Below are 24296 nucleotides of genomic sequence, written 5' to 3' on the forward strand. Positions count from 1 at the left end.
ATGCGCCGTGCCGGTCACGGCGGACCGGAAACATCAGTATATTCGCATGGGAGGACCCGAGTCGGCCTGCCGGACGGGTATCCTCACTGATACGTGGGCATGTTCTCGAAGTTGAAGCCGATGGCGGCCAACTGCTCACGACCTTCTGGGGTGATCATGTCAAGGGTCCAGCGCGGCGACCAGGTCCAATCGATGCGAAACTCTTCCACCAGGCCCGCAAGGACGCTGGCGCACTGATCCTCGATCAGGTCAGTCAGGGGGCAGGCCGGCGTGGTCAGGGTCATGGTGATGATGGCCCTTCCCAGTTCGTCGATTTCTATGCCGTAGACCAGCCCCAGGTCAACTACGTCAATGCCTAGCTCAGGGTCGATGACCTGGTGCAGAGCCTCCTTGACATCTTCAGCAGTGGCCCGGCCGATGTCGTCAACAGCCTTCAAAGGAATGGCTTCCTCAGCAGCGGCCTCAGCATCAGCGGCATTCTGGTTCGTAGTCTTGGCGCTGTTGCCGGCCGGCGCACTGGTCGAGGATTGGTCGCTTGAGACCCGGTCCGCTGACGCGCCATCAGGGGAAGCTCCTGATGTAACTGCTTCTGCACTCTGATCATCAGACTGTGTCAAATTGGACTCCTTGTCCGCCTGACTATCGACCTGGCGCATGGAACTACCTTCTGCCGACTTCAAAACCGTTTCAGCACCCAAAGGATTGCTGGCCAGCGCCTGTGCCGTACCCGGATCGCTGATGGCTCTGCCCACCGAGGCCAGGATGGAGTCCTGGGGTTCGGGCACCAGATTCGTATTGCCGTTCATGCCTGCTCCTCCTTCGCACCTTCGTCGCCCTCTTGCCCAGCCGACAGGGCTTGGGCCACGGAGGCCTTCATACCCTCCCAACCCAGCAGAGCGCACTTGATTCGCATGGGATACTTGGACACGCCTTGGAAGACCATGGCATCGCCAAGGACATCCTGAGTCTGCTCGTCCTCAAGTCCAGCTCCGCGTGATTCCATGAGCTTGCGGAAATCGGCAGCCAGGTCCATGGCATGATCGACGGCCTGCCCCTGGACCAGATCCACCATGATGGACAGGCTGGCCTGGCTGATGGAACAGCCCGAACCCTGCCAGACGATTCGCTGGATGAGGTCGGGACCGCCCTGCTCGCCAGGCGCTACCTCCACATGGATGGTGGCCTGATCCCCGCAGGTGGGGTTGAACTGATGGGACTCGGCAGCCAGACAGGCCTCGTGCTCCACCCGGATGGTCACGCCGTCGCCATCCGGGTCTTCCCCCGCATCAGACTGATCCCCTACACGCCCGTGAGGATTTCGTGCTGCGTCCAGGATTACCTCCTGGTACATCTGCTCCAGTTCCTCGTCGTCCATACCGAAATCCGCCATGTCCTTAAACTTACCAGTACGTCTTGGTCAAAACCGTCTATGCGCTGCCGGTGAAGGCCTTCAGGCCACTCGGAAGAAGCTGCGGACACCGGAGACGGCATCCAGCAGGGCATCCGTATCGGCAACAGTATTGTAAACGCCCGTTGAGGCCCGGTTGGATGCCATCAGGCCAAAGTGGCGGTGCACCGGCTGAGCGCAGTGATGTCCCACGCGGATAGCAATACCGCGTGAATCCACATACTGGCCTACGTCGTGAGGATGGACTCCCTGAACGTCGAAAGCAACCGTACCGATCCGGCCCTCTGGCGTGGTCGGCCCTAGAATTCGCACACCCTCCAAATCACCCAGTCGCAACAGACCAGCGGTGATGGTCCTCTCGTGTTCAGCCACGTTATCCATGCCCAAATCCATCAGCCAATCGGCGGCTACTCCGGCGCCGATCATCTGTGCCACCGGCTGTGTTCCAGCCTCGAACCGGGCCGGAGGATCCATGTAGCTGGCTGGACGGTCCAGATAGGCCAGCTCCACCATGGATCCGCCGAATGATGCCGGAGGCAGGGCTTCCAGGAGTTCACGACGCCCGTAGAGGAAGCCTACGCCGGTGGGGCCATACATCTTGTGAGCGCTCCAAGCAGCGAAGTCCACATCCATGGCATGCAGATCCACAGGCAGATGAGGCACCGACTGGCAAACGTCCAGCACTACCAGGGCGCCCACCTGGTGGGCACGGCGGACGATGGGCTTAATGTCGGTGATGGCGCCGGTCACATTGCTGACGTGGGTGACGGCGACCACCTTGGTCCGCTCAGTAATGACTTGGTCGGCAGTATCGGCCAGGACGCGGCCCTCCGAATCCAGATCGAAGTACTTGAGGACTGCTCCGGTCCGGTAGCACAGCTCTTGGAAGGACAGGAGGACCGAGTGGTGCTCAGCCTTGGTGACCACGACCTCATCCCCCGGCTTCAGAGCGAAACGACGTGCCGCCTTGCCTCCGCGACCTAGGCTGGCGTTGCTGAAGGCGGTGGCCAGCAGGTTCAGAGCGGCCGTGGCACCGGCGGTGACCACAATCTCCTCGCCGCCCTCCTGCCCCTCTGCCCCGACCAGGGTGGCCACGCGGGAGCGAGCATGCTCAAAGGCCATGGTGCTGCGGGCGGCCAGCTCATGGGCGCCCCGGTGTACCCCGGCGTTGTCCCTCAAGTAGAAATCCCGAACGGCATCGATGACCGCCAGAGGCTTCTGAGCTGTTGCGGCCGAATCCAGATAGACCAAGGGGTGACCATGCACCTGCTGGTCCAGAATCGGAAACTGCTGACGAATACTGTCATCGATGACCATTGCGGACCTCTTCTCTTATCCTCAGGCCAGAGCCGATTCCGAGTCGGCGCCCTCGGGCAAGTACTGGTCGTACCCGGTATCCTCCAGGGTGTCGGCCAGCTCAGGGCCACCGGTCTTCACAAAACGGCCGTCGGCGAAGACATGGACGATGTCAGGCTTGATGTACTTGAGGATCCTGGTGTAGTGGGTGACCATGAGCACACCCATGCCCGTGCTCTCCTTGGCCCTGTTGACTCCTTCGGAAACGATGCGCAGGGCGTCCACGTCCAGACCGGAGTCGGTTTCGTCCAGGACAGCGAACTTGGGCTTGAGCAGCTCCAGCTGCAGAACTTCGGCCCGCTTCTTCTCACCGCCTGAGAAGCCCTCATTGACCGAGCGCTGGGCGAACTTGGGATCCATGCGCAGCCGCTTCATGGCATCATTCAGATCCTTGGTCCACTGGCGGATGGCCGGAGCCTTGCCGTCGACCTCAGTCTTGGCAGTACGCAGGAAGTTGGTCATGGATACGCCGGGCACCTCGACCGGGTACTGCATGGCCAGGAAGAGCCCGGCCTTGGCCCGCTCGTCCGGGGTCATCTTAAGCAGGTCCTGCCCATCCAGCAAAGCCTGGCCCGAGTCCACCTCATACTTGGGATGACCAGCCAGGGTGTAAGCTAGCGTGGACTTGCCCGACCCGTTGGGCCCCATGATGGCATGGGTCTCGCCAGAGTGAACGGTCAGCGTGGCCCCCTTGAGGATCTGCTTGCGACCCTCCTTGGTCTCCACCGAGACGTGCAGATCCTTGATTTCCAATGTGGACATGTCAGTTCTCCTCCAAAACGTGCTGCATCTCTTGATCCTCGCCGGCCGCCAGCCTGCGGTCGATGACCCCCATCAGGTGCCCGGAGACGCTGGGGACGTCAATCTCCTCCACCAGTTCGCCGAAGAAGCCTCGAACCACCAGCTTGCGGGCCTCCTGCTCCGGGATGCCACGGGACTGCAGGTAGAAGAGCTCCTCATCGTCAAAGCGTCCGACCGAACTGGCATGGCCGGCCCCGATGATGTCGCCGTTCTCGATCTCCAGGTTGGGCTCGGAATCGGCAATGGCCCCCGGGGTGAGCACCAGATTCCGGTTGAGCTCATAGGAGTCGGTTCCAGGCGCCGTGGGCTGAATGAGCGCGTTGCCCACCCATGTCGTGTGCGCGCCGATTCCGTCCAGGGCCCCCTTGTAGACCACACGGGACTTGCAGTTGGGGTGGTTGTGGACCACCATGGTCCGGTGCTCCATGTGCTGGCCGGGATCGACAAAGTAGATGCCCAGCATGTTCAGGTCGCCCTGCTCGCCGCCGAAGTCCTGATCCATGCGCAGCCGCACAACGTCTCCGCCTAAACTGACGACGGAGTGACGCAGGGAGGCCTCGGCACCCAGGTGAATGCGGTGGTTGCCGATATGCTTGCTGCCCTTGTCCCATTCTTGAATAAAGGTGGTCGACATCTGCGAATTGTCGCCAATATCGATTTCAACCCCTTCTGCAAGGCGTGCCTGGCCCTGGTGCTCAACCACCAGATCAGCCTTGGTGCCCGCCTCTGCCTTGATGACCAGGTGGAAGGCATCAAGTTCAGGACCGCCGCCATTGACACGGACCAGCACAGGCTGATCCAGAGTGCCTTTGAGATTGACTACAGTCGCCTGCTTGCCGCTCGCCCACTCCACGGCAGCCGCTCGATCGCTGGGCTTGAGGACAGTGCCGCAGGGAGCCTGGTCCATAGGAATCTGGCTGAAGCTGACCTGCTCTGCTGGCGGTTCGGACCCGTCGATCATGGTGACCGAAACCTTGGTCAGACCGCTGGGCTTGAAAACGGTGAAGAACTCCTCCATCCGGTCGATGGGGGTGAATCGCCAGTCATCCTGCTTGTGCGTGGGCATGGGGAAGTCGTCGGGATTGAAGGATCGGGGCTCCTTGTCGGCGCTGGACGGCATGGTGGCCGGGAATGCATACGGATCTTCGGGATCCGCGTGCGGAATGGTTATTTCGCTCTTCTGTGACATCAGCCTACCGAACCCTCCATCTGCAATTCGACCAAGCGGTTGAGTTCCAACGCGTACTCCATAGGCAGCTGCCGGGAGATGGGCTCCACGAACCCGCGCACAATCATGCCCATGGCTTCCTTCTCCTCCAGACCACGGCTCATCAGATAGAAGAGCTGGTCTTCGGAGACCTTGGAGACGGTGGCTTCGTGAGCCATCGAAACGTCGTCCTCGCGAACGTCCACATGAGGATAGGTGTCGGAGCGGGAGTAGTCGTCCACCAGCAGGGCATCGCAGACAACCGAGGAAGAGGACTTCTCGGCGCCCTTGATGATCTTGACCAGGCCTCGGTATGCGGCCCTTCCCCCATTGCGGGAGATGGACTTGGAGACGATGGTGGAGGAGGTGTGAGGTGCCAGATGGATCATCTTGGCTCCCGTGTCCTGGTACTGTCCCTTGCCGGCAAAGCCCAGGGAAAGAGTCTCGGCCTTGGCGTAAGGCTCGGCCAGGATGCAGGCCGGGTACTTCATGGTGGCCTTGGACCCGATGTTGCCGTCAACCCACTCCATGGTCCCGCCCTCGCGTACATAGGCACGCTGGGTGACCAGGTTGTAGACGTTGTTGGACCAGTTCTGCACCGTGGTGTAGCGCACGCGGGCGTGGGGCTCGACCACGATCTCCACATTGGCCGCATGCAGGGAGTCAGTGGAGTAGATGGGGGCCGTGCAGCCCTCCACATAGTGGACGTACGAGCCCTCGTCGGCGATGATCAGCGTGCGCTCGAACTGCCCCATGTTAGGCGTGTTGATGCGGAAATAGGCCTGCAGAGGGATATCCACATGGACACCCTTGGGCACATAGACGAAGGAGCCGCCCGACCAGGCCGCTGTGTTCAGGGCAGCGAACTTGTTGTCGTCCGGAGGAATAACGGTGGCGAAGTACTTACGGAAGAGGTCTGGGTACTCTTTCAGGGCTGTGTCCGTATCCAGAAAGATGACTCCCTGCTTGCGCAGGTCTTCACGAATGGAGTTGTAAATGACCTCGGACTCATACTGAGCGGCCACGCCGGAGACCAGCCGCTTCTTCTCGGCCTCGGGAATACCCAGCCTGTCGTAGGTGGTGCGGATGTCGTCGGGCAGATCCTTCCAGTCCTTGGCCTGCTCCTTCAAGGGCTTGACATAGTACTTGAAGTCGTCGGCATCAAACCCGCTTAAATCCACGCCCCACTTGGGCATGGGCTTTTCCATGAAGGCCCGATAGCCCTTAAGCCGCATCTGCAGCATCCAGTCAGGCTCGCCCTTGTCGGCCGAGATGGCCCTAACCACGTCCTCATCGATGCCCTTGTGGGCATCGCGCCCAGCGTCATCGGAATCATGCCAGCCATAGGTATAGTCGCCGAACTCGGAGATGATCTGGTCGTCCTGTTTGATTTTTTCTTCGTTGACGCGGGAGCGGTCGGCCACGTACTGGCTCATTTCCACATCCCGCGATGTGTCTGTCCGCTGCGAGGTGCTATCCACGAGCTGAGACCTCCTAACACACGCACGGCCGCCATATGCGGCCGATCACACCATTACAGGATAACCGGGACAGTAGTGAACCGCCAGAGCCTGGCTTACGCTCTCTAAGGAATTCAGCCAGTCCTCTTAACAGCAGCGCCGAGACGGACAATCGCCCGCTTCCCTATAAGAGGGAAACGGGCGATCATAGCGAACGTTTTTGAAAACGAATTGACCTCAGGCCGCCTCCTGGCCTCCATGCTCCAGGCTGGCCTTGACCAGGCCGGCGAAGAGAGGATGCGGCTTGGTGGGCCGGGACTTGAACTCCGGGTGGGCCTGGGTGCCCACATAGAAGGGGTGCTGGTCCTGGGAAAGCTCCACGAACTCGGTCAGCTGCCCGTCCGGGCTAGTGCCCGAAATGTGCAGACCGGCCTTGTCCAGCCGCTCCTTGTAGGCCACGTTGACCTCGTAACGGTGGCGGTGGCGCTCGGAGATCTCAGTAGAGCCGTAGAGCCGGGCTACCAGGGAGTCAGGCTTGAGCACTGCAGGGTAGGCACCCAGGCGCATGGTGTGACCCATGTCACCATGGCCGGCCACAATGTCCTTCTGCTCCTCCATGGTGGCAATGACCGGGTTTTCACAGTCAGGCTCGAACTCCGAGGAGTTGGCATCCTCCAGCCCCAGAACGTGGCGGGCGAATTCGATGACCATGGACTGCAGACCCAGGCAGAGTCCCAGTGCGGGCAAGCCGGTCTCGCGGGCGTAGCGCAGGGCGCCGATCTTGCCTTCGATGCCACGGATGCCGAAGCCACCGGGGACCACGATGCCGTCGACATCCTCCAAGGCCCTGCGGGCGCCGTCCATGGTCTCGCAGGTGTCGGCAGCAACCAGCTTGACCTGCACTTGCGACCGATTGCCGAAGCCGCCGGCCTTCAAAGCCTCGATGACCGACAGGTAGGCATCAGGCAGGTCGATGTACTTGCCCACGATGGCAATAGCCACCTTGGTACGGGGATTGTGGACTCTGTCGAGCAGGTCCTCCCACTCGTTCCAGTCCACATCGTGGAAGGGCAGACCCAGCTTGCGCACCACATAGGCGTCCAGACCCTCCTTGTAGAGGATCTTGGGCACGTCGTAGATGCTGGGCGCATCCACGCAGTTGACCACACCCTCGGCATCCACGTCGCACATCAGGGAGATCTTGTCCTTGATGGCCTGGTTGAGCGGCCGGTCCGAGCGCAGCACCAGGGCATCGGGGGCAATGCCCAGCTGGCGCAAGGCCATGACCGAGTGCTGGGTGGGCTTGGTCTTGAGCTCGTGTGCGGCGGCCACGTAGGGAACCAGGGAGACATGGACGAACATGCAGTTGTCCGGGCCTATGTCCCGCCGAACCTCGCGGGCGGCCTCCATGAAGGGCTGGGACTCGATATCGCCCACAGTCCCACCGATTTCGGTGATGATCACATCCACGTCGTCGCCGGCCTGGGCCCGCATACGACTCTTGATCTCGTTGGTCACGTGAGGAATGACCTGGACGCACTGGCCCAGGTACTCCCCCGCACGCTCCTTGCGCAGAACGGACTGGTAGATCTGGCCGGTGGTCACGTTGGCCTTCTGGGAGAGGAAGACGTCGGTGAAACGCTCATAGTGGCCGATGTCCAGATCGGTTTCGGCCCCATCCTCGGTCACGTAGACCTCGCCGTGCTGGAAGGGGTTCATGGTTCCCGGATCGACGTTGATGTAGGGATCCAGCTTCTGTTGAAGAACGCGAATCCCGCGGCTTCTCAGCAGTCGGCCCAGAGAGGATGCCGTCAGTCCCTTGCCCAATGAAGAGACCACGCCGCCGGTGACGAAAATGTGTTTGGTGATATGCCCTTGCGAATTTCCATGTTCTCTGACCATGGAACTTCAGCCTATCAGACGGGAGCGACCAGAAACCGACCAACACTCGAGGGGGCGGACGGATTCAGACTCGCTTGAGATGTAGGTGTTCAGCCAGGTAGCGGCCGGTCACCGAATCCGGGTTACGAGCTACGGATTCAGGGTCGCCCTGTGCCACGATTCTTCCGCCTCGATCGCCGCCGCCCGGGCCCATATCGACCACATGGTCGGCGTTGGCGATCATGTCCAGATCATGTTCGATGAAGACCACAGTAGCCCCTTTGCTGACCAGGCGCTCCAGCACTCCGATCAGGACGCGCACATCCAAGGGGTGCAAGCCGGTGGTGGGCTCGTCCAGAACGAACATGGAGCCACTCTGTGTGCGGCCCAGCTCGTTGGAAAGCTTCAGCCGCTGGGCCTCCCCGCCTGAAAGGGAGGGAGTGTCCTCCCCCAGGGTCAGGTAGTCCAATCCCAGATCCTTCAAGGTCTGCAGGCCTCTGCGGATGGCCGTGTACTCGCGGCTCTGTGCGAAGACTTCCAAGGCCCGGCCCACCTCCATGGCCAGCAGATCAGGCAGGCTCAGCGGCTCCGGGTGGGACGGCGTGGACAGTCGGTAATGCTCGGCCTCCGGACGGTACCGTCGACCATGGCAGCTGGGACAGGTGATGGGGATGTCGGGCAGGAACTGCACATCCAGGCTGATTTGGCCTGTACCGTCGCACTGGGAGCAGCGCAGGGATCCGGTGTTGTAGGAGAAAGCCGAGATTCCCAGCTTGTCCTTTTCCGCTCGTTCAGTGGCCGCGAAGAGACGGCGCAACCGGTCCATCAGCCCCGAGTAGGTGGCCACCGTGGAGCGCACATTGATGCCAATGGGCGAGGAGTCCACCAGGCGAACCCTGTCGATGCCCGCCGAATCCAGGCTGTGTACGTGCTTGGGCATTGGATTGCCCTGAATACAGGTCTGGAGGGCCGGAACCAGAGACTCCAGGATCATAGTGGTCTTGCCGGAACCGGATACCCCGGTCACAGCCGTCATGCAGCCACGAGGAATGGCCAGATCCAGCGGGCGGACCGTGTGAATGGGTCCTGCCTGCATACGGATCCATTCATTCTCGGCAGGCAAGGGATGCCGGTCCCGCGTCAGAACAGGCTCATGTCCATCCAGAAAACCAGCGATGCGCGAGTCCGGATCGGCGGCGATCCGCTCAGGAGCTCCCTGTGCCAGGATCCTGCCGCCGCGTTCCCCTGCTCCGGGGCCCATTTCGATAAGATCGTCGGCTGATGCCAAAACCTTGACGTCATGGTCGACAAAGACCACGGAATTGCCGTCGGCCAACAGATCGCGCATGACCCCTATCAGCCCCTCCAGGTTTGCCGGATGCAGGCCAGTTGAGGGCTCATCCAGCACATAGAGCACGCCGGTGGTCTCATTGCGTACAGCCCTGGCCAGCTGGGCCCGCTGCCGCTCGCCTGTGGAAAGAGATGCGCTGGAACGGTCCAGGGTCAGATAGCTCAGTCCCAGCTGTATCAGACGCCTGCCCATCTCTGCCAGAGTCCTGCATAAGGCTGAGGCCATGGGCTGCAAAGCTTCAGGCAATGTGGGCGGCAGCTTTCGTCCCCAGTCCAGCACGCGATCCAGGGGCCAGGAGGTGACCTTGGCCAGGTTGTCCCCGTTGATCTCAGGCAGGCGCGCCCGCTGGTTGAGCCGTGTGCCCTTGCAATCAGGACAGGTCCTTTCGGTCAGGAACTTGGCAACTTTGGCTAGGCGTTTGTCATCGTTGGCCCTTTTGAGCTCCTCGGTCACAGTCAGGCGGGCATTGCGGAATGTGAAGTCCAGCTCGTGGACCCCCTTGACCGAGGTGATGGTGATGTGCTTCTTCTCGGCCGGCCCTTCGAAGACGATCTTCCGTTCCCTATCAGTCAAGTCCCGCCAAGGCACATCGGTGCGGACTCCGAACTCGCGCACGATGTCGGGCTGAACGTTGAAGCCGAAGGTCCGCCACGGCACCACTGCCCCCTGATCGATAGTCAGGCTGTCATCGGGGACCAGGGTGGCATCGTCCACCTCACGCACGGTTCCGGTTCCCTGGCAGGTGGGGCAGGCTCCCAGAGAGTTGAAGGCAAGCTCCTCGGCGCTGGGAGGCACCACCTTTGCTCCGCAGATCGGGCAGGTGATGGGCATCTCGGCAGCCACAGCCAGGGTAGGCTCCTGGCGATGGCCATTGGGACAGACATGGCTGGACAGCCGGGAGAACATCAGCCGGAGCACATTGAGCAGCTCAGTGGCGGTGCCGAAGGTGGAACGCATGCCGCCAACGCCCGGCCGTTGACGCAGAGCCAAGGCTGGCGGCAGGAAGCGTACCGAGTCCACCTGAGGACGCTGAACCTGAGTCATCCGCCTCCTGGTGTAGGTAGACAAGGATTCCAGGTAACGGCGGGAACCTTCTGCATAAAGGACTCCCAGAGCCAAGGAGGATTTTCCGGAGCCCGAGACCCCAGCGATCCCAACCAGGCGATTCAGGGGGATATCTACATTCAGATCGCGCAGGTTGTGAACCCTGGCCCCGCGGACAAGGATAGCCGTGGGCGGTGCGAAGAGTTTTTTACTGGTCTCTCCGCTGTCGCTCATGCGGACTCCAGCAGATGGGCTACTGCTTCCAAGGCCAGCCGGTATCCGTAGAAGCCCATGCCGGTGATGGTGCCGGTAGCCACTGGCGAGATGACGCTGCGCCGACGGAAGGCCTCTCTGGATGAGGGATTGGAAATATGGACCTCCATCAGCGGCAGCCCTGCCTGTGTGACCTGAACGGCAGCATCGGCAAGCCCATAACTGTAGTGAGTGAAGGCAGCCGGGTTGAGCACCACTGCGCTGCCCTGGTCCACGGCCTGGTGCATCCAACGGATGACCTGGCCCTCGTCGTCCGATTGCAGCACCTGAGCATCCAAGCCCAACTGCAGACCCCAATGTTCGCAGTCCCGGGCGAGAGTCGCCAGATCCTGACGGCCATAGACATCAGGATCGCGCACGCCCAGCCGACCCAGGTTGGGTCCGTTGACCACCAGAACCTTCTGCCTGCCCTTGTCGGCATCCGCCATCTGTCATTCCTCCTTGCGTATGGCCTGGAAGGCCTCCTTGAGCGCCGAGACCGGCGGATCGTCCAGGTGGGTGGGTTTGCCCAACCCATCAAGAATGATAAACCGCAACTTGTTGCCTCGGGCCTTTTTGTCCCGATGCATAAGAGCCAGCACCTGGTCGAAATCTCCCCCATCCCACCATGTCCTAAGGCCCAGAGAAGAGAGAAGCTGCCGATGATAGTCGACCGCCTCCTGATCCAGATGGCCGGTGATCCTTGCCAGCTCGGCTGCGAAGACCATGCCCACGGATACGGCCTGGCCATGCCGCCAAGTGAAGTGTTCGATCTTCTCGATGGCGTGGCCCAAGGTGTGGCCGTAGTTGAGAAACTCCCGCAAGCCGGACTCCTTGAGATCCACCGAAACGTGCCGGGCCTTGACTTCGACGGTGCGTTCGATAAGATCCTGGACCACCGTGCCCAGCCACTGGTCTGGCTCCTCTCCATCGAAGGCACGCAGGGAGTCGGCCCGCTCCTCCAGTTCACGCAGAATACCGCCATCCATGATGAAACCGGACTTGGCCACCTCGCCCAAGCCCTCTACAAAGATATCGTTGGGCAGGGTACGCAGGGTGCGCAGATCTGCGAGGACGCCGACAGGGGTATAGAAGCTGCCGACCAGATTCTTGCCCTGCTCCAGGTTGATGCCGGTTTTGCCTCCGGTGGACGCATCGACCATGGCCAGCAGGGAGGTAGGGCAGTTCACATAGTGAATGCCCCGCATCCAGGTAGCGGCAATGAACCCGGCCTGATCAGTAGCTGCTCCCCCGCCCAGGCCTACGACTGCATCGGAACGGGTAAAGCCTTCAGTAGACAGGCGCTCCCAAATGCTCTGACTGACCTGGATGGTCTTACCGGCCTCCGCGTCGGGAATGGTCAGATCCAACACCTGGTAACCAGCCTGGCGCAGCAGGGCCCGGGCATGGTCGGAATGCCGCTGAACCGGCTGGGTGTGAATCAGGGCCACCCTCATAGTCTGGTCTCCAAGCAACTCATGCAGTCGCCCGGTCACCCCTGCGCCGATCCTCACATCGTATGGGTCAGGCCCGCTGACGTGAACCACCCGCTCAGTCAAGGCATCGGCCAATCGTCTGGCCAGGGCATGAGGGGTGGTGTTCCTGGATTTTAGGGTAATAGTTGCTAGATCCTGGTAGACGCTGCGACGTTCACGATAGAGAGCCATCCAGCGTTCTGACGCACCACCGCGAAGGAGTGGACGATGATCCGACCGAGCCGCTCGGCTGATCCCCTCCTCCGGGTCGATCTGCAAGTAGACTACAGCGCCACCTGCCCGCCGATAATCCTGCAGTGCTTGGAAGACCTCGATGCTCATGGGAGCACCACCTCCCAAGGACAGGATGCCACCGGAAAAGTCCTTCAGCAGCTCGAGGACCGCTCGGGTTTCCATATCTCGGAAAGCCTGTTCGCCCCGGGTGTCGAAGATCTCGCTGACTGATCGGCCTGCCTCTTTCTCAACGCACTGGTCCGTATCCCTAAAAGGCGCCTTGATCAGGGCGGCTGTCTCCCTGCCCAGACGGGTCTTGCCTGCACCGGGCATGCCGATGACGACGGCCTTGGGCATGCTGCTGCTTTCAATCATGCGATCCGCCCCTCACCGCAGATGCTCAGGCCAGGACTGGAGGTAGGCTTGGGCGTTGCGTTGAACTTCGTCGAGCGAGTCGCCGCCGAACTTTTCCAAGGCGAAGCGCGCCAGGGTCAGGTTCATCATGGCTTCACCAATCACTGCGGCGGCAGGAACGGCAGTCACGTCTGAGCGCTGATGGATAGCCTGGGCAGGCAGACCGGTGGCCACATCCACTGTGCGCAGGGCCCGAGGGACCGAGGAGATGGGCTTCATGGCGGCTCTTACCCTGATCGGCTGGCCGTTGGACATGCCGCCTTCCAGGCCGCCTGCGTGATTGCTGAGCCTGCGGATCGTACCGTCCAGGCCCGGCTCCATCTCATCATGGGCCTGTGAGCCAGGACGATCAGCCTCGCTGAATCCGTCGCCGATCTCCACACCCTTGATGGCCTGAATGCTCATGAAGGCACTGGCCAGGGCAGCATCCAGACGTCGGTCATCCTCCACATACGTGCCGAGACCTGCAGGCACACCATAAGCGATGACCTCGAAGACGCCTCCGGCGGTGTCTCCGTCCTTCTTGATCTGGTCGATCCTGGCCATCATCCGCTTCTCGGCATCCTTGTCCAGGGTCCTGACCGGCGAGGCATCCAGGGCGGCTCCATCCTCAGGGCCAGGCACGACTTCATGCCCCTCCAGGCCGATCCCGGCTATGGAGACGACATGGGAGACGGTTCGTATGCCCAGAGCCTGCTGCAGAAAGTCAGCAGCCACTGATCCTAAGGCCACCCTGGATGCGGTCTCCCTGGCCGAGGAACGCTCAAGGACCGGACGCGCATCCGTAAACCCATACTTGCGCATACCAGTCAGATCAGCGTGGCCGGGCCTGGGCCTGGTAAGGGGGGCGTTGCGACCAGTCGTCGGAGGCTCCTGATCGGCAGGCAGCTCTTCCACGCTCATGATTCGCTCCCATTTGGGCCACTCCGTGTTGCCGATCTCCATGGCCACCGGCGAGCCGAGCGTCCGCCCATGCCTGACCCCAGTCAGCAGTCGCACACGATCCTGCTCAAAACCCATCCTGGCCCCACGACCATAGCCCAGTCGACGGCGGGCCAGAGCCGATTCAATATCCTTTGTGGACACGGCGACCCCGGCGGGCAGGCCCTCCATCATAGCCACCAAAGCCTCTCCATGGGATTCCCCCGCCGTCTGCCAGCGCAACATATTCAAGCTCCTCGTTCGTTCCTCGTTTGCCAGGTTAGGGCTACCTGTGATTATCTTAGAAGATGGTCTACCTCATCCCAGTGCCGGGACTGCTGACCGCCCTCCTGTTGGCCCTGATTGACATCCGCTCCCGGCGAGTCCCTCGTCTTCTGGTGATCTTCGGACTGATGCTGCAGACCGTGACCCTGCTGGTCTTTTCGGTGATTCGGGCTCAACCAATATTGCTTGTGCAGTGCCTGCTGCTGACTCTGGCATCTGCAGGCCTTCAGCTCTTGCTGGCCCTGGTCCGACCTGGTGCCCTTGGTCTGGGCGACGTGACGGCCACAGGTCTGATAGCTCTGAGCCTATCCGTTCTTGGATGGACAACCATCCTGATCTGGTGGTTCATGATGGGGCTACTGGGGCTGATTGCCCTCGCCTTGCTCTGGTTGGCTCGTCGCCGCGCATCTGCAAGAACAAGCAGCCCTCTCACGCTGGCCTACGTCCCGGTCATCCTCGCCGGGGCAGTAGCGGCCTTGATCGTTGACGCCGTCTAAGACCCGCCCGACGCCTGACCGACAAGGAGATTCATGAAGAGGCGCTATTGGCTCTGCTGGTTGTGCTGAGATTGCCACGCTTTGTATTCTTTGACATCGCGGTTGAATTGATCCTGATTGTCGCTAAATCTAGTCTCTCCGGTGTCCATGTTGACAGTTACGAAATAGAGCCAGTCGCCCGACTCAGGGTGCATGACCGCTTGGATGGCCTCATCGCCCGGGCTGCCGATTGGCCCTGGGGGCAGACCCTGGTGGACTCTGGTGTTGTAAGGGTCGTTTGTGTTCTGCAGCATGGCATCGGTCAGCTTCAAGGCGGAGACATTGTTGGAGTAAGCCACAGTGCTGTCCATGCCCAGGGGCATTCCTTTGTCCAGTCGGTTGTGGATGACCTGGGCCACCTTGCTGTAGTATTCAGACTTGTTGACCTCGGCCTCAATGATGGAGGCCGTGTTGAGGATGTTCTGCCGATCCTGGCCTCCTGGCACGCCGAGCAGGTCCAGTCGCTCTATTCGCTTGGAGACAAGATCTGTCAATATGACCTTGGCTGACCCAGCCTTGCGCACGTCGTATTCGCCAGGCTGCAGCCACCCTTCGAAGTTACCCTGGGCCTCCTGGGGAAGGATGCCCTCACCCTTGGCCTGGATCAGGGCATCGAATTCGCTCTGTGGAACCCCGGAAAGCTGGACGGCCCTGGCGATCACATCGCGGACCCGCTCCCCGGCCCGCACCTGCAGGAAGCCTCCGGCCTTGTTCCGGTCGGTCAGAATGGCCACCACGTCAGAGGCCTTCATTCGCAGACGCAGATCGAAGGTGCCGGGCATCAACCTGGATTCGGACTGAGTGCTGGCAACGGCATGCAGGAAGGCCGCAGTGGACTTGACCACACCAGCCTTGACTAGATTGGCACCCACCTGATCAGCCCCCTGGCCGCTCTCTACCGTAAACTCCAAGGGCTGTCCACCGGGGCCTGGATAGTCAGGGGCGACCTCCTTGGTGGCTACGATCCTAGGGGTGCCATGACGCAACCCACCTACCAGAATCACCGTACAGGAAGCGGCCAGCACAACAGCCAAAGCGATGATCACCATCATGATCCGCTTGCGACGCTTGCGCCTTTCGCGTCTACGGCGCATCTCGCGCCGCGAATGAGGAGGACGCGGCGGTTTAGCGGAAACCAGGGGTTGCCCATCGTCCACCCACTGGATCTTGTCCTGGAAGAAGTCCTGCATGTCGTCGGCCAATTACCACTCCTTGTCGGCACGTTGATCGTCCAGGGCCGACTGCAACAGCACAACAGCGGACTGCTGATCGACTACGGGACGATGTCTTCGCCCATCCACGCGGGCATCATACAGCTGACGATGGGCGCTGACGGTCGTCAGCCGTTCGTCTCGCAATACTACACTGGGCACCTGCTCTGGGGCAACGTCAGCATCCTGTGCGGCCTCCTGAAGGCGGATAGTCAGGGCGCGCACCCAACGGAACGCCTTTTTGGCACTGCGACCAGTCTGACCGCTCAAGAGCAGAGGGTATCCGACTACGACTCTGGACACGCTTTTGTCCATAATCAGGTCCTCCACCTGGTCGAGGGCCTGAAAGTAGTCGCCTTGAACCCTGATGTTGCCTGCGGGAAATGCCAGGGTCAGCTCCGGGTCCGACAGGGCCAGGCCCACCCTGGCTTCGCCAAGGTCCACCCCCAGCCATACGGCTGTATGTGATCGCACAGGAAGCTCAGCCCTCTCGGACCTGATCACTCAGAGCTTTCAAGGACCGATCAATGGCCGAGGCATCCTGGCCCCCGCCCTGGGCAAAGTCAGGCTTTCCGCCGCCACCGCCGCCCAGAACCTTGGAGGCCGTCCTGACCAGGTCGCCAGCCCTGAAACCACGATCACGAGCTGCCTGGTTTGTGGCCACAAAGATCACAGGCTTGTCATCCTCGCTGACACCGGCCAGAGCGACCACGACCGGGTATTCCTCACCCATGCGGGCACGCAGGTCGGTCACCGTCTTGCGCAGTGCATCGACCGAGCCGAAATGCCCCATATTCCGAGAGGCGATCTTGACCTCGCCTGGGGCATGCAGGGCCTGATTGGCCAGTTCAGGCACAGCCTGGGCCATCTGCTGCTCATAGGTGGCCGCCAGTCGGCGGTCGGACTCCTTGAGCTTGGCCAGCAGGGCCGAAATCCTGGATTCAAGCTCGTCAGGGCGAGCGTTGAGCTTGTCGGAAAGCTGAGAGACCAGCGCATGCTCACGGGCGTTGTACTCGTAGGCCCCCTGGCCCACCACGGCATCCACACGACGAACACCAGTGCCCACCGAGGCTTCGGACATGATGGAGACCGCGCCGATCTTGCCCACGTGATCCACGTGGGTTCCTCCGCAGAGCTCTCGGCTCCAACCGTCTTCGCCGATGGAGACCACACGAACCACGTCCCCGTACTTCTCCCCGAACAGGTGCATGGCGCCCAGGGCGATGGCATCGTCGTACTTCATTTCCTGCGTGGTCACGGCCAGGTTGTCGCGCAACCGGTCATTGACACGGGCCTCCACCGCATCCATAGCCTGACGGCTGGGGGCCTGCGACCACTGGAAGTCGAAGCGCAGCCTGTTGGGCGCATCCTCGGAACCGCGCTGCGTGGCCTGGGGGCCCAGCTCCTCGCGCAGAGCCTTGTGTACCATGTGCGTGGCAGTGTGCGAGCGAGCAATAGCTCCGCGCCGGTTCCTGTCAATGGTGGCCGTGGCCGTAGCCTGCAAGGTCAGCGTTCCCTCGGTCAGCCGGCAGCGGTGGATGGTCAGTCCCTTGATGGGCTTCTGCACGTCATCTACCTCCAGGACGGCCCCATCGTCGGTCAATATCTCCCCTTGGTCGGCCAGCTGACCGCCGGCCTCTGCGTAGAAGGGCGTGCGATCCAAAATCACCTCAACCTGGGCAGGTGCCTTGGCAACCGGAACCGCCCCCTTGCCCTCCTGGATGATGCCCAGAACGGTCGACCGGCTGGAGAAGTCGGTGTAGCCCAGAAAGATCTGAGGCTCGTCCAGGCTCTTGCGCATATCATCGTAAACGCTCAGATCCACGTTGTGCCGCTTCTTCATGGCATCGGCGCGGGCCCTGGCCTTCTGCTCGTTCATGAGCTTTCGGAACTCGTCCTGGTCCACCTTGACGCCCTGCTCGGCGGCCATCTCCAGGGTCAGTTCGATGGGGAAGCCATACGTGTCGTGCAGTGTGAAGGCATCCTTGCCGGACACCTCAGGTTCGCCCTTCCCGCTCTTGGCCTTGCTTACAGCTGTGTCCAGAATGGTGGTTCCCTTGTCCAGTGTCCGGCGGAAGGCCAGCTCCTCGCCATAGGCCGATTCGGCCACCTCGGAGAAGGTGTTGTTCAGCTCAGGGTAACTGGGCGACATGGCCTCCTTGGAGACCGGGAAGAGCTGGGGCAGGACCTCCTGATCCACGCCCAGCATCTTCATGGAGCGAATCGTGCGGCGCAGAAGACGACGCAGCACATAGCCACGACCGACGTTGCTGGGGCGGACGCCGTCGCTCATGATCATCAGGGCCGAGCGGACATGGTCTGCCACCACACGGAAGCGCACGTCATCCTGGGCGTCATCGCCGTAGTGCCGTCCAGACAGGCTCTCGGCTGCCCAGATGACGGGGTAGACCTCGTCGGTCTCATAGATGTTCTGCTTGCCTTGGAGCAGGTAGGCCAGCCGCTCAAGTCCGGCACCGGTGTCGATGTTCTTGTGCTCCAGCTCGCCCACGATGTGCAGGTCGGTCTTAGAACGGACGTTGTCCACCTCGTAGTTCTCGAAGACCAGATCCCAGATTTCGATGTATCGGTTCTCGTCGGCCGAGGGACCGCCCTCCTTGCCGTATGCAGGCCCGCGGTCCACATAGATCTCGGAGCAGGGGCCTCCGGGGCCGGGGCCGCCAGTGGTCCAGAAGTTGTCCTCCATGCCCAGAATTTCCATGTGCTCGGGGTCGAAGCCCTCGTTCTTCCACAGGGAGCGAGCCTCGTCATCGTCGGTGTAGGTGGTGACCCAGATCGTTTCGGGGTCGAAGCCGTAGCCGCCCTGGTCCTGGGGCTTGGTCAGCAGGTCCCAGGCATAGTGGATGGCCTCCTCTTTGAAGTAGTCCCCAAATGAGAAATTGCCCAGCATCTGGAAGAAGGTGCCGTGACGTGTGGTCTTGCCCACCTCGTCGATGTCCAGGGTGCGCACGCACTTCTGGTTGCTGGCCATGCGGCTTTTGGGAGGGGTCTGCTCCCCCAGCAGGTAGGGGATGAAGGGGACCATGCCGGCGATGGTGAAGAGCGTGGTGGGATTGGGCGAGATCAAGGAGGCGGAGGGAACCACCAGATGATCCTTGCCTTGGAAATAATCGAGGAAACGCTTGGCGATTTCCGATGTGCGCATGCTGCTTTCGCTCCTTCAGACCCGGTGAACGCCGACGGGATACGGGCTGTCCAAATGACTCGGTTGTCCGAGGCGCGAACAAGTCGCCCGCGCTTCGGACTCATAGCTGAATATGCTGATTTTACACCGGCCAGGCCTCTTTGTACTGGCCTGTCCGCCCCAGGCTCAGCCCTGGAAACGGTCCAGATAGCGGCGGTCCAGCTCGTCCTGCCGCTGGTGCATTGTTTGGGTGAACTGGCGCACCAGGCCGGATAGGGTCCGGGAGGCTACCTGGTCCTGATCCTCGCCCAGCACGAATTCTCTCGCACGCTTGGGGGTATTGGCCCTCACATAGGCCTCGGCCTTGGTGACCAGGACCACGCCTGCTGTGACGCCCAGTCCCAGCCAGAAGATCCGTTTGAACATCAGCGGGTCCTCCCCTCGTTCCCTTGACCATCATTGGCCTTTTTCGCTGTTAAGGACTTGGATTCGGCGCGGTCGCGGCCTCCTGAAAGGAATGACGAGATCGTCTTGCGCATGGCATACAGGAAGGCTGCCACTTTGATGACCGGCTTGCCCAGCATTGATCCGTACAGGTCAGTCAGGGCACCTACGTTGCCTGCCGTCGTCGAAGCCGCTGCGGAGATGCGATTGACGTCAGTCAGGGTCTGGTTGAGCTGGGTGACCGTGCTGGCGGACTCGTCCAGAGTGGGCACAACATGTTCGCCCGTTTGCTTGATGGTCTGCGCCAGCTGATCGAAGAGCTTCCCCAGACGAATCAGGGGATAGATCAGAAACCCCGCCAGGATAGCGAAGGCAATGGCCGCTATCAGGCCGGCAATCTGTCCTACGTCCATCTGCTACCTCTCTTCCATTGGTACGATACTGGGGACTACGCTAGCACGCGCCATCTATCAGTCCAGGCCATGACCGGCCGGTTGACGCCGATTCAACGATTGAAGGACCGGACCTGCAGGGCGCGATCGAAGGGAGCATCCGTATCGAAGTCGAATATGGTGACGCTTCCGTTGCTAGGGCGGCTGCTGGTGTCGTAGCGTCCGCCGCCGAAGCGGTTGACCAAACTGAGCAGGGTGTTGCCGTGGGAGATCAGCAGGACGCGGTCATCATTCTTCAGGTCCGCGTTGGCTGCAATCAGAGAGAGTCCGCCTGCAATCCGCGTCCAGTACTCACTGTCAGACTCAGCATCTCCAAAGGGATCAGCCTGCTTGAGGAAGTCCCTGGTGGCAGCCAGACCGAACCGGTCCACAATCTGCTGGTAGGTGCCCGCTCCATGGGGAGCGCCTGCAGCCCACCAGGCCATGGCCATGTCCTGCCCCTCGAAGTAGCCGTAGAACTGCTCGCGGAAGTGACTGTCGCTGACCGGCTCCGGCTTCTTCTCCGACTGGTTCCGGGCCAGGATCCTGCGGACCGTCTCCTGAGCCCGAGTGGTATCCGAGCAGTAGGCGGCGGCAAAACTCAGCTGGCTGAGCTTGCGGCCTGCGCGATCAGCATCCTCCAGACCCGATGAGGTAAGCGGCGAGTTGGACCATCCCTGGAGACGGTTGTAGCGATTGAAATAAGTCTGCCCATGGCGGACAGCATATAGATGGAGCAGCATGCCTCTATTATCTCACCCCTGCCCCAGCAAGGGCGGCAGATCCTGACATGCAAAAGGCCCCGGACGAACCGGGGCCCCAAAGTCGCAGGCGGTCAGCGAGCGTAGAACTCGACCACGTACTGGATGTTGATCTGAACCGGAATCTCCTCCGGCTCGGGCTTGCGAACCAGGCTGGCCTTCAGGGAAGCCAGGTCCACGTCCAGGTAGCCGGGAACCGCGGGCAGCACATCCCGGTGGACGCCTTCGGCGGCGATCTGGAAAGGCACCATGGTCTGGCTCTTGGGCTTGACCTGGATGGTCTGGCCGGGCTTGACCCTGTAGGATGGCCGGTCCACGATGTTGCCGTCGACCAGGATATGGCGGTGGACCACGTACTGACGGGCCTGGGCGGTGGTGCGGGCGATGCCGGCGCGCAGAACCAGGTTGTCCAGGCGGCACTCCAGCTCGCGGAGCATGGCGGCACCGGTCTGGCCGGACTCGTGGGTGCCCCGCTCATAGGCGGCGCGCAGCTGCTTCTCGGAAACGCCGTACTGAGCGCGCAGCCTTTGCTTCTCGCGCAGACGGACGGCGTAATCGGACTCGGTGCGACGGCGGCTGCGTCCGTGCTCGCCGGGGCCATAGGGGCGCTTCTCGAACAAGCGCTGGGCCTTGGGAGTCAGGGCAATGCCCAGGGCGCGCGACAGGCGGACCTGGCGACGCGCACGCTGAATGTTAGTCATTGATGCAATCCTTACTTGCTTCTGTCGTTATCTGAACGAAGACGGCCAAAACCGTCGAGTCAGGCCTCTCCAATGCTTCACCGTGCCATGCACGAACGGCCTTGCGACCGCCGACCCATTGATGGGCTGAGACTCCAGATAGATTCGCGCACAAATACGCAAACCAAGTATTTATTAAACCACATATACCCGACCTGCAAGTACAAGTATGTTATGGTATATTCATACCAACGGTCGGTATGATATTGAGGCAAGAATGGCAGACTCACCCAACCGATCAACGACGACCCATCTCCGCGATCTGCAAGGAAGGCGAACATGGCCCGCAATACACACCCCGAGCTGACGCTGGAGCGAATCATCAAAGCCGCCACCGGGCTCTTCACCAGCCAAGGCTACGACAAGACCAGCATGCAGGACATCATCGATGCAACAGGAGGATTAAGCAAGGGAGCCGTCTACCATCACTTCCGGTCAAAGGAAGACCTCTTCGATGCTGTGGCCAATAGGTTGATGAAGACCATAAGCGAGACGATCAACAGGACCCAAACCCCATCGGGACAAGGCACGGCTTTGGAGCAGCTGCAGTCGCTCTTCTCCCCTGAGCGAGCACGAAAGAGACTGGAGGCTGCGGATCTGATGTTCCGTAAATTCAACCCAAAGGCCAATCCCAAGATGCTCGGCATGGAATTCACCGCCTTGGTGGATGAGCGGGACGACTTTGTCGACCTATTCAAACAGGGCAATCAGGACGGTTCACTGCATGTAGACCATGTCGAACAAACCGCCGAGGTTTTCCGCCTGCTAGCCAACATGTGGCTGCTGCCCTTCTTTCGCCGGGGCACGCAGGCGGAGCTGCGCGCCAGAGCCGCTTGCTTTTTCTCGATCATGCAGGGCCTGGGCATCCCCCTGCAAGACCAGGGATTCTCCGACCTGCTGGTCTCCTTCGACACCAATGCCAAGGACAACAACAAGGAAAAGACTGAAAGCGAAGGCAGTATATGAACCCGCCTGCTCACGACCAGGCCTCAAGCAGGGGCCACTCCAGGAACAAGGGCCTGCTGACACTGCCATTCATTGCTCTTTTGACGACTGAGATTCTCTCCAATCTAGGGCAAACATGCTTGGTCTTCGCCCTTCCGCTTCACCTGCTCAACATCTCAGGATCGGCATCCCTCTATGGCATGGCATCCGCTCTGGCTGTCCTTCCATCCATTCTCCTGACACCCCTGGGCGGAGCTCTGGCCGACCGCCTGCACAAGCAGTCCACCATGGCGGTGCTGGACATTCTGACAGCACTGACCGCCTTCTTGTACATCCTGATAAGCCACAAGATCGACCCAGTTTTTTTGACCGTGGCCTGCATGATGCTGATCAATGCCTACAGAGCCTGTTACAGCCCAACGGTGCAGGCAGCTCTTCACTGTCTGGTGGACAGAAAAGATCTGACCCGTGCATCAGCCCTGGTTTCCCAGGCGATCTCCTTGGTAGGAATGATCGGACCAGTATTGGCCGGCATGGTCATGGGATTCTTCGGAATCATGCAAGTGGTCGGGGTTGCCGCCTCGGTCTGTCTCCTTTCTGCCGTCTGGATCAGAATCGCCGTCAGGATTCCCGAACCATCACGGGGCCCCTCACAAGGCCCAAGAGCACTGGTGAGCCATCTGGCCGCGGACACCAAAGCAGCGGCACAATTCCTGATTAGGCATACCAATCTCAAAGTGGTCATAGGACTCAGCCTGGCGGCCAACTTGATCTTTGCCTCCTACATCAACGTGGCCCTACCTTATATGGTCACGCGCACGCTGGGTCTGAGCAATGCCATGCAGGGGCTGGCCGAAGGAATACTGGCCTGCGGAAGCCTGCTTGGAGCCATCCTGGTGTCCCTCCGTCCAGGCTGGTTCTATCTGCAACGGATACCCATGCTGCTCTCGGGCAGCGCCCTGGCACTTCTGCCAATTGCGGCAGGACTGCTATTGCATTCGCCTACATATGTCCTCTTCGCCCTGGTAGCTGGATGCATGGCTCTGGCTGCGGGAATGGTGCAGACGGTCAACATCACTTCCCTGTCCTATGAGCAGATTCATACCCCTGCAATGCTGATAGGCAAAGTAATAGGGCTGACCAACAGTCTATGCATGTGCGCGATTCCGCTGGGACAGGCTGCCTTCGGTCCTCTGATCGATCACTGCCACATGCCCCTGATCATCACCGGGGTGGTCATAGTGACGCTGATGACATGTCTGATTGCCAAGCTGGCCATGAAGCCGGACGAATAACTGGCATGGTGGATGCCCTTTGAATGCCGCACCGACGTTGAGCGACATCGACGCAAAAGCATCTTAATAAGGCTGACGGGCTTTACTCTGCTGAGGGCACTGTATTGCATATCTTCTGCGTGAAGGCTTCGCGGCGTTCAGCTGTATCAACTTTCGAGTCGATACAGCCCAGAATGCTTGCCCCAGTGAATTTAACGCCACAGAATTTTAGGATGGAATGCTTCCATCGGGTCACGGTGGAACCATACATCTTGGATACGAAGGCCGGCCCATGGCTGCTGCTGATAATTTGCGCCGTCTTGCCTTTGAGCAGCCCCCGCGAGTTAAGTCTGCTCTCATATCGGTAGGCAAATTGTGGCGTGAGCACCCTATCAAGCCAGCCCTTGAGAATGGCCGGTTCATCTGCCCGCCAAATGGGGAAGACAAAGACCGGATGATCGGCTCGGGCCGGCCATGCTTTGATAACGCTTAGGCGCTGATTCGTCCTCCATGCGCTTGGCGTAGCCATAGTGCAGCACCAGGTCGAAGCCTTCCTGGCTGAGGTCGATCATTTCGACCGTGCGGCCCTTACGTCGGGCAGCTTGTGCATAAGCCTGGGCGTCGGTATGGCTGAAACTGCCTTCATAGGGTGATCCTTGAATAACGAGCATATTCATATCATTCACTTATTCAATCGTGCTGCATTGGTTTTGGCGCTATCAA

At 60.7% G+C, this 24296-nt stretch carries 23 protein-coding genes; 3 read left to right on the forward strand and 20 right to left on the reverse strand.

All coding sequences use genetic code 11. The annotated features are described in order from the left end of the window. Window positions 1-83 precede the first annotated feature (83 nt). The 11 genes from ACUIAD_RS06920 to aroC form a co-directional block, all read right to left on the reverse strand. The gene (locus ACUIAD_RS06920; protein WP_445343147.1) at window positions 84-806 is read right to left on the reverse strand and encodes a metal-sulfur cluster assembly factor; all 723 of its coding nucleotides are present in this window, start codon (window positions 804-806) and stop codon (window positions 84-86) included. Then, window positions 803-1390: a Fe-S cluster assembly sulfur transfer protein SufU gene (sufU, locus tag ACUIAD_RS06925; protein ID WP_445343148.1), complete on the reverse strand. Its 588-nt coding sequence runs from the start codon at window positions 1388-1390 to the stop codon at window positions 803-805. Before sufU ends, ACUIAD_RS06920 begins: the two co-directional genes overlap by 4 nt. A gap of 60 nt (window positions 1391-1450) precedes the next feature. Further along, window positions 1451-2725 carry a SufS family cysteine desulfurase gene (locus tag ACUIAD_RS06930; RefSeq protein WP_445343149.1) on the reverse strand — a complete coding sequence of 425 codons (1275 nt, stop codon included), beginning with the start codon at window positions 2723-2725 and terminating at the stop codon, window positions 1451-1453. A 21-nt stretch (window positions 2726-2746) separates the two neighbouring features. After that, the gene (sufC, locus tag ACUIAD_RS06935) at window positions 2747-3526 is read right to left on the reverse strand and encodes a Fe-S cluster assembly ATPase SufC (protein WP_110452151.1); all 780 of its coding nucleotides are present in this window, start codon (window positions 3524-3526) and stop codon (window positions 2747-2749) included. Window position 3527: 1 nt separating this feature from the next. Then, the gene (gene sufD / locus ACUIAD_RS06940; protein WP_445343150.1) at window positions 3528-4754 is read right to left on the reverse strand and encodes a Fe-S cluster assembly protein SufD; all 1227 of its coding nucleotides are present in this window, start codon (window positions 4752-4754) and stop codon (window positions 3528-3530) included. Beyond that, window positions 4754-6208, reverse strand: a complete 1455-nt coding sequence (gene sufB / locus ACUIAD_RS06945; RefSeq protein ID WP_181414468.1) for a Fe-S cluster assembly protein SufB — start codon at window positions 6206-6208, stop codon at window positions 4754-4756. The genes sufD and sufB overlap by 1 nt, the downstream gene beginning before the upstream one ends. 261 nt (window positions 6209-6469) lie before the next feature. Continuing rightward, window positions 6470-8134: a CTP synthase gene (locus ACUIAD_RS06950; protein WP_110452154.1), complete on the reverse strand. Its 1665-nt coding sequence runs from the start codon at window positions 8132-8134 to the stop codon at window positions 6470-6472. Window positions 8135-8198: 64 nt separating this feature from the next. Continuing rightward, a complete protein-coding gene (locus ACUIAD_RS06955; protein ID WP_445343151.1) occupies window positions 8199-10742 on the reverse strand; it encodes an excinuclease ABC subunit UvrA in 2544 nt (847 codons plus the stop codon). Then, window positions 10739-11209: a type II 3-dehydroquinate dehydratase gene (locus ACUIAD_RS06960; RefSeq protein WP_445343152.1), complete on the reverse strand. Its 471-nt coding sequence runs from the start codon at window positions 11207-11209 to the stop codon at window positions 10739-10741. Before ACUIAD_RS06960 ends, ACUIAD_RS06955 begins: the two co-directional genes overlap by 4 nt. A gap of 3 nt (window positions 11210-11212) precedes the next feature. Continuing rightward, complete coding sequence (locus ACUIAD_RS06965; RefSeq protein ID WP_445343153.1) at window positions 11213-12844, reverse strand: bifunctional shikimate kinase/3-dehydroquinate synthase; 1632 nt, start codon at window positions 12842-12844, stop codon at window positions 11213-11215. Window positions 12845-12856: 12 nt separating this feature from the next. Further along, a complete protein-coding gene (gene aroC / locus ACUIAD_RS06970) occupies window positions 12857-14050 on the reverse strand; it encodes a chorismate synthase (protein ID WP_445343154.1) in 1194 nt (397 codons plus the stop codon). Window positions 14051-14112: 62 nt separating this feature from the next. On the opposite strand from aroC, the gene ACUIAD_RS06975 reads away from it, so the two are divergent. Next, window positions 14113-14586, forward strand: coding sequence for a hypothetical protein (locus tag ACUIAD_RS06975; protein WP_110452159.1), 474 nt, complete (start codon window positions 14113-14115; stop codon window positions 14584-14586). 44 nt (window positions 14587-14630) lie between these two features. Here the strand turns inward: ACUIAD_RS06975 and mltG are convergent, their stop codons facing one another. The 7 genes from mltG to rpsD all read right to left on the reverse strand — a co-directional run bounded on the left by mltG (window position 14631) and on the right by rpsD (window position 21315). Further along, the gene (mltG, locus tag ACUIAD_RS06980) at window positions 14631-15827 is read right to left on the reverse strand and encodes an endolytic transglycosylase MltG (RefSeq protein WP_445343155.1); all 1197 of its coding nucleotides are present in this window, start codon (window positions 15825-15827) and stop codon (window positions 14631-14633) included. Beyond that, window positions 15828-16310, reverse strand: coding sequence for a Holliday junction resolvase RuvX (gene ruvX / locus ACUIAD_RS06985; RefSeq protein ID WP_445343156.1), 483 nt, complete (start codon window positions 16308-16310; stop codon window positions 15828-15830). Between the two features lie 7 nt (window positions 16311-16317). Next, on the reverse strand, window positions 16318-18999 hold the full coding sequence (gene alaS / locus ACUIAD_RS06990) for an alanine--tRNA ligase (protein WP_445343157.1): 2682 nt from the start codon (window positions 18997-18999) through the stop codon (window positions 16318-16320). Window positions 19000-19164: 165 nt separating this feature from the next. Beyond that, the gene (locus ACUIAD_RS06995; RefSeq protein ID WP_445343158.1) at window positions 19165-19404 is read right to left on the reverse strand and encodes a hypothetical protein; all 240 of its coding nucleotides are present in this window, start codon (window positions 19402-19404) and stop codon (window positions 19165-19167) included. Beyond that, on the reverse strand, window positions 19404-19835 hold the full coding sequence (locus tag ACUIAD_RS07000; protein ID WP_110452162.1) for a DUF948 domain-containing protein: 432 nt from the start codon (window positions 19833-19835) through the stop codon (window positions 19404-19406). Before ACUIAD_RS07000 ends, ACUIAD_RS06995 begins: the two co-directional genes overlap by 1 nt. 92 nt (window positions 19836-19927) lie before the next feature. Next, entirely contained in the window at window positions 19928-20596 is a 669-nt protein-coding gene (locus tag ACUIAD_RS07005) for a histidine phosphatase family protein (protein WP_445343159.1), read from the reverse strand. A 92-nt stretch (window positions 20597-20688) separates the two neighbouring features. Beyond that, window positions 20689-21315: a 30S ribosomal protein S4 gene (rpsD, locus tag ACUIAD_RS07010; RefSeq protein ID WP_015021916.1), complete on the reverse strand. Its 627-nt coding sequence runs from the start codon at window positions 21313-21315 to the stop codon at window positions 20689-20691. A gap of 318 nt (window positions 21316-21633) precedes the next feature. Here rpsD and ACUIAD_RS07015 point away from each other — a divergent pair, with 318 nt between their 5' ends. Continuing rightward, the gene (locus ACUIAD_RS07015; protein WP_445343160.1) at window positions 21634-22320 is read left to right on the forward strand and encodes a TetR/AcrR family transcriptional regulator; all 687 of its coding nucleotides are present in this window, start codon (window positions 21634-21636) and stop codon (window positions 22318-22320) included. Further along, entirely contained in the window at window positions 22317-23594 is a 1278-nt protein-coding gene (locus tag ACUIAD_RS07020; RefSeq protein ID WP_445343161.1) for an MFS transporter, read from the forward strand. Before ACUIAD_RS07015 ends, ACUIAD_RS07020 begins: the two co-directional genes overlap by 4 nt. Before the next feature lie 82 nt (window positions 23595-23676). On the opposite strand, the gene ACUIAD_RS07025 is transcribed toward ACUIAD_RS07020, so the two are convergent. Both ACUIAD_RS07025 and ACUIAD_RS07030 read right to left on the reverse strand, forming a co-directional pair. Next, a complete protein-coding gene (locus tag ACUIAD_RS07025; RefSeq protein WP_445343162.1) occupies window positions 23677-24102 on the reverse strand; it encodes an NAD(P)H-dependent oxidoreductase in 426 nt (141 codons plus the stop codon). Next, window positions 23993-24250, reverse strand: coding sequence for an NAD(P)H-dependent oxidoreductase (locus ACUIAD_RS07030; protein WP_445343823.1), 258 nt, complete (start codon window positions 24248-24250; stop codon window positions 23993-23995). The genes ACUIAD_RS07025 and ACUIAD_RS07030 overlap by 110 nt, the downstream gene beginning before the upstream one ends. Between the last annotated feature and the right edge of the window lie 46 nt (window positions 24251-24296).

This window comes from Bifidobacterium sp. ESL0819 (assembly GCF_052606245.1).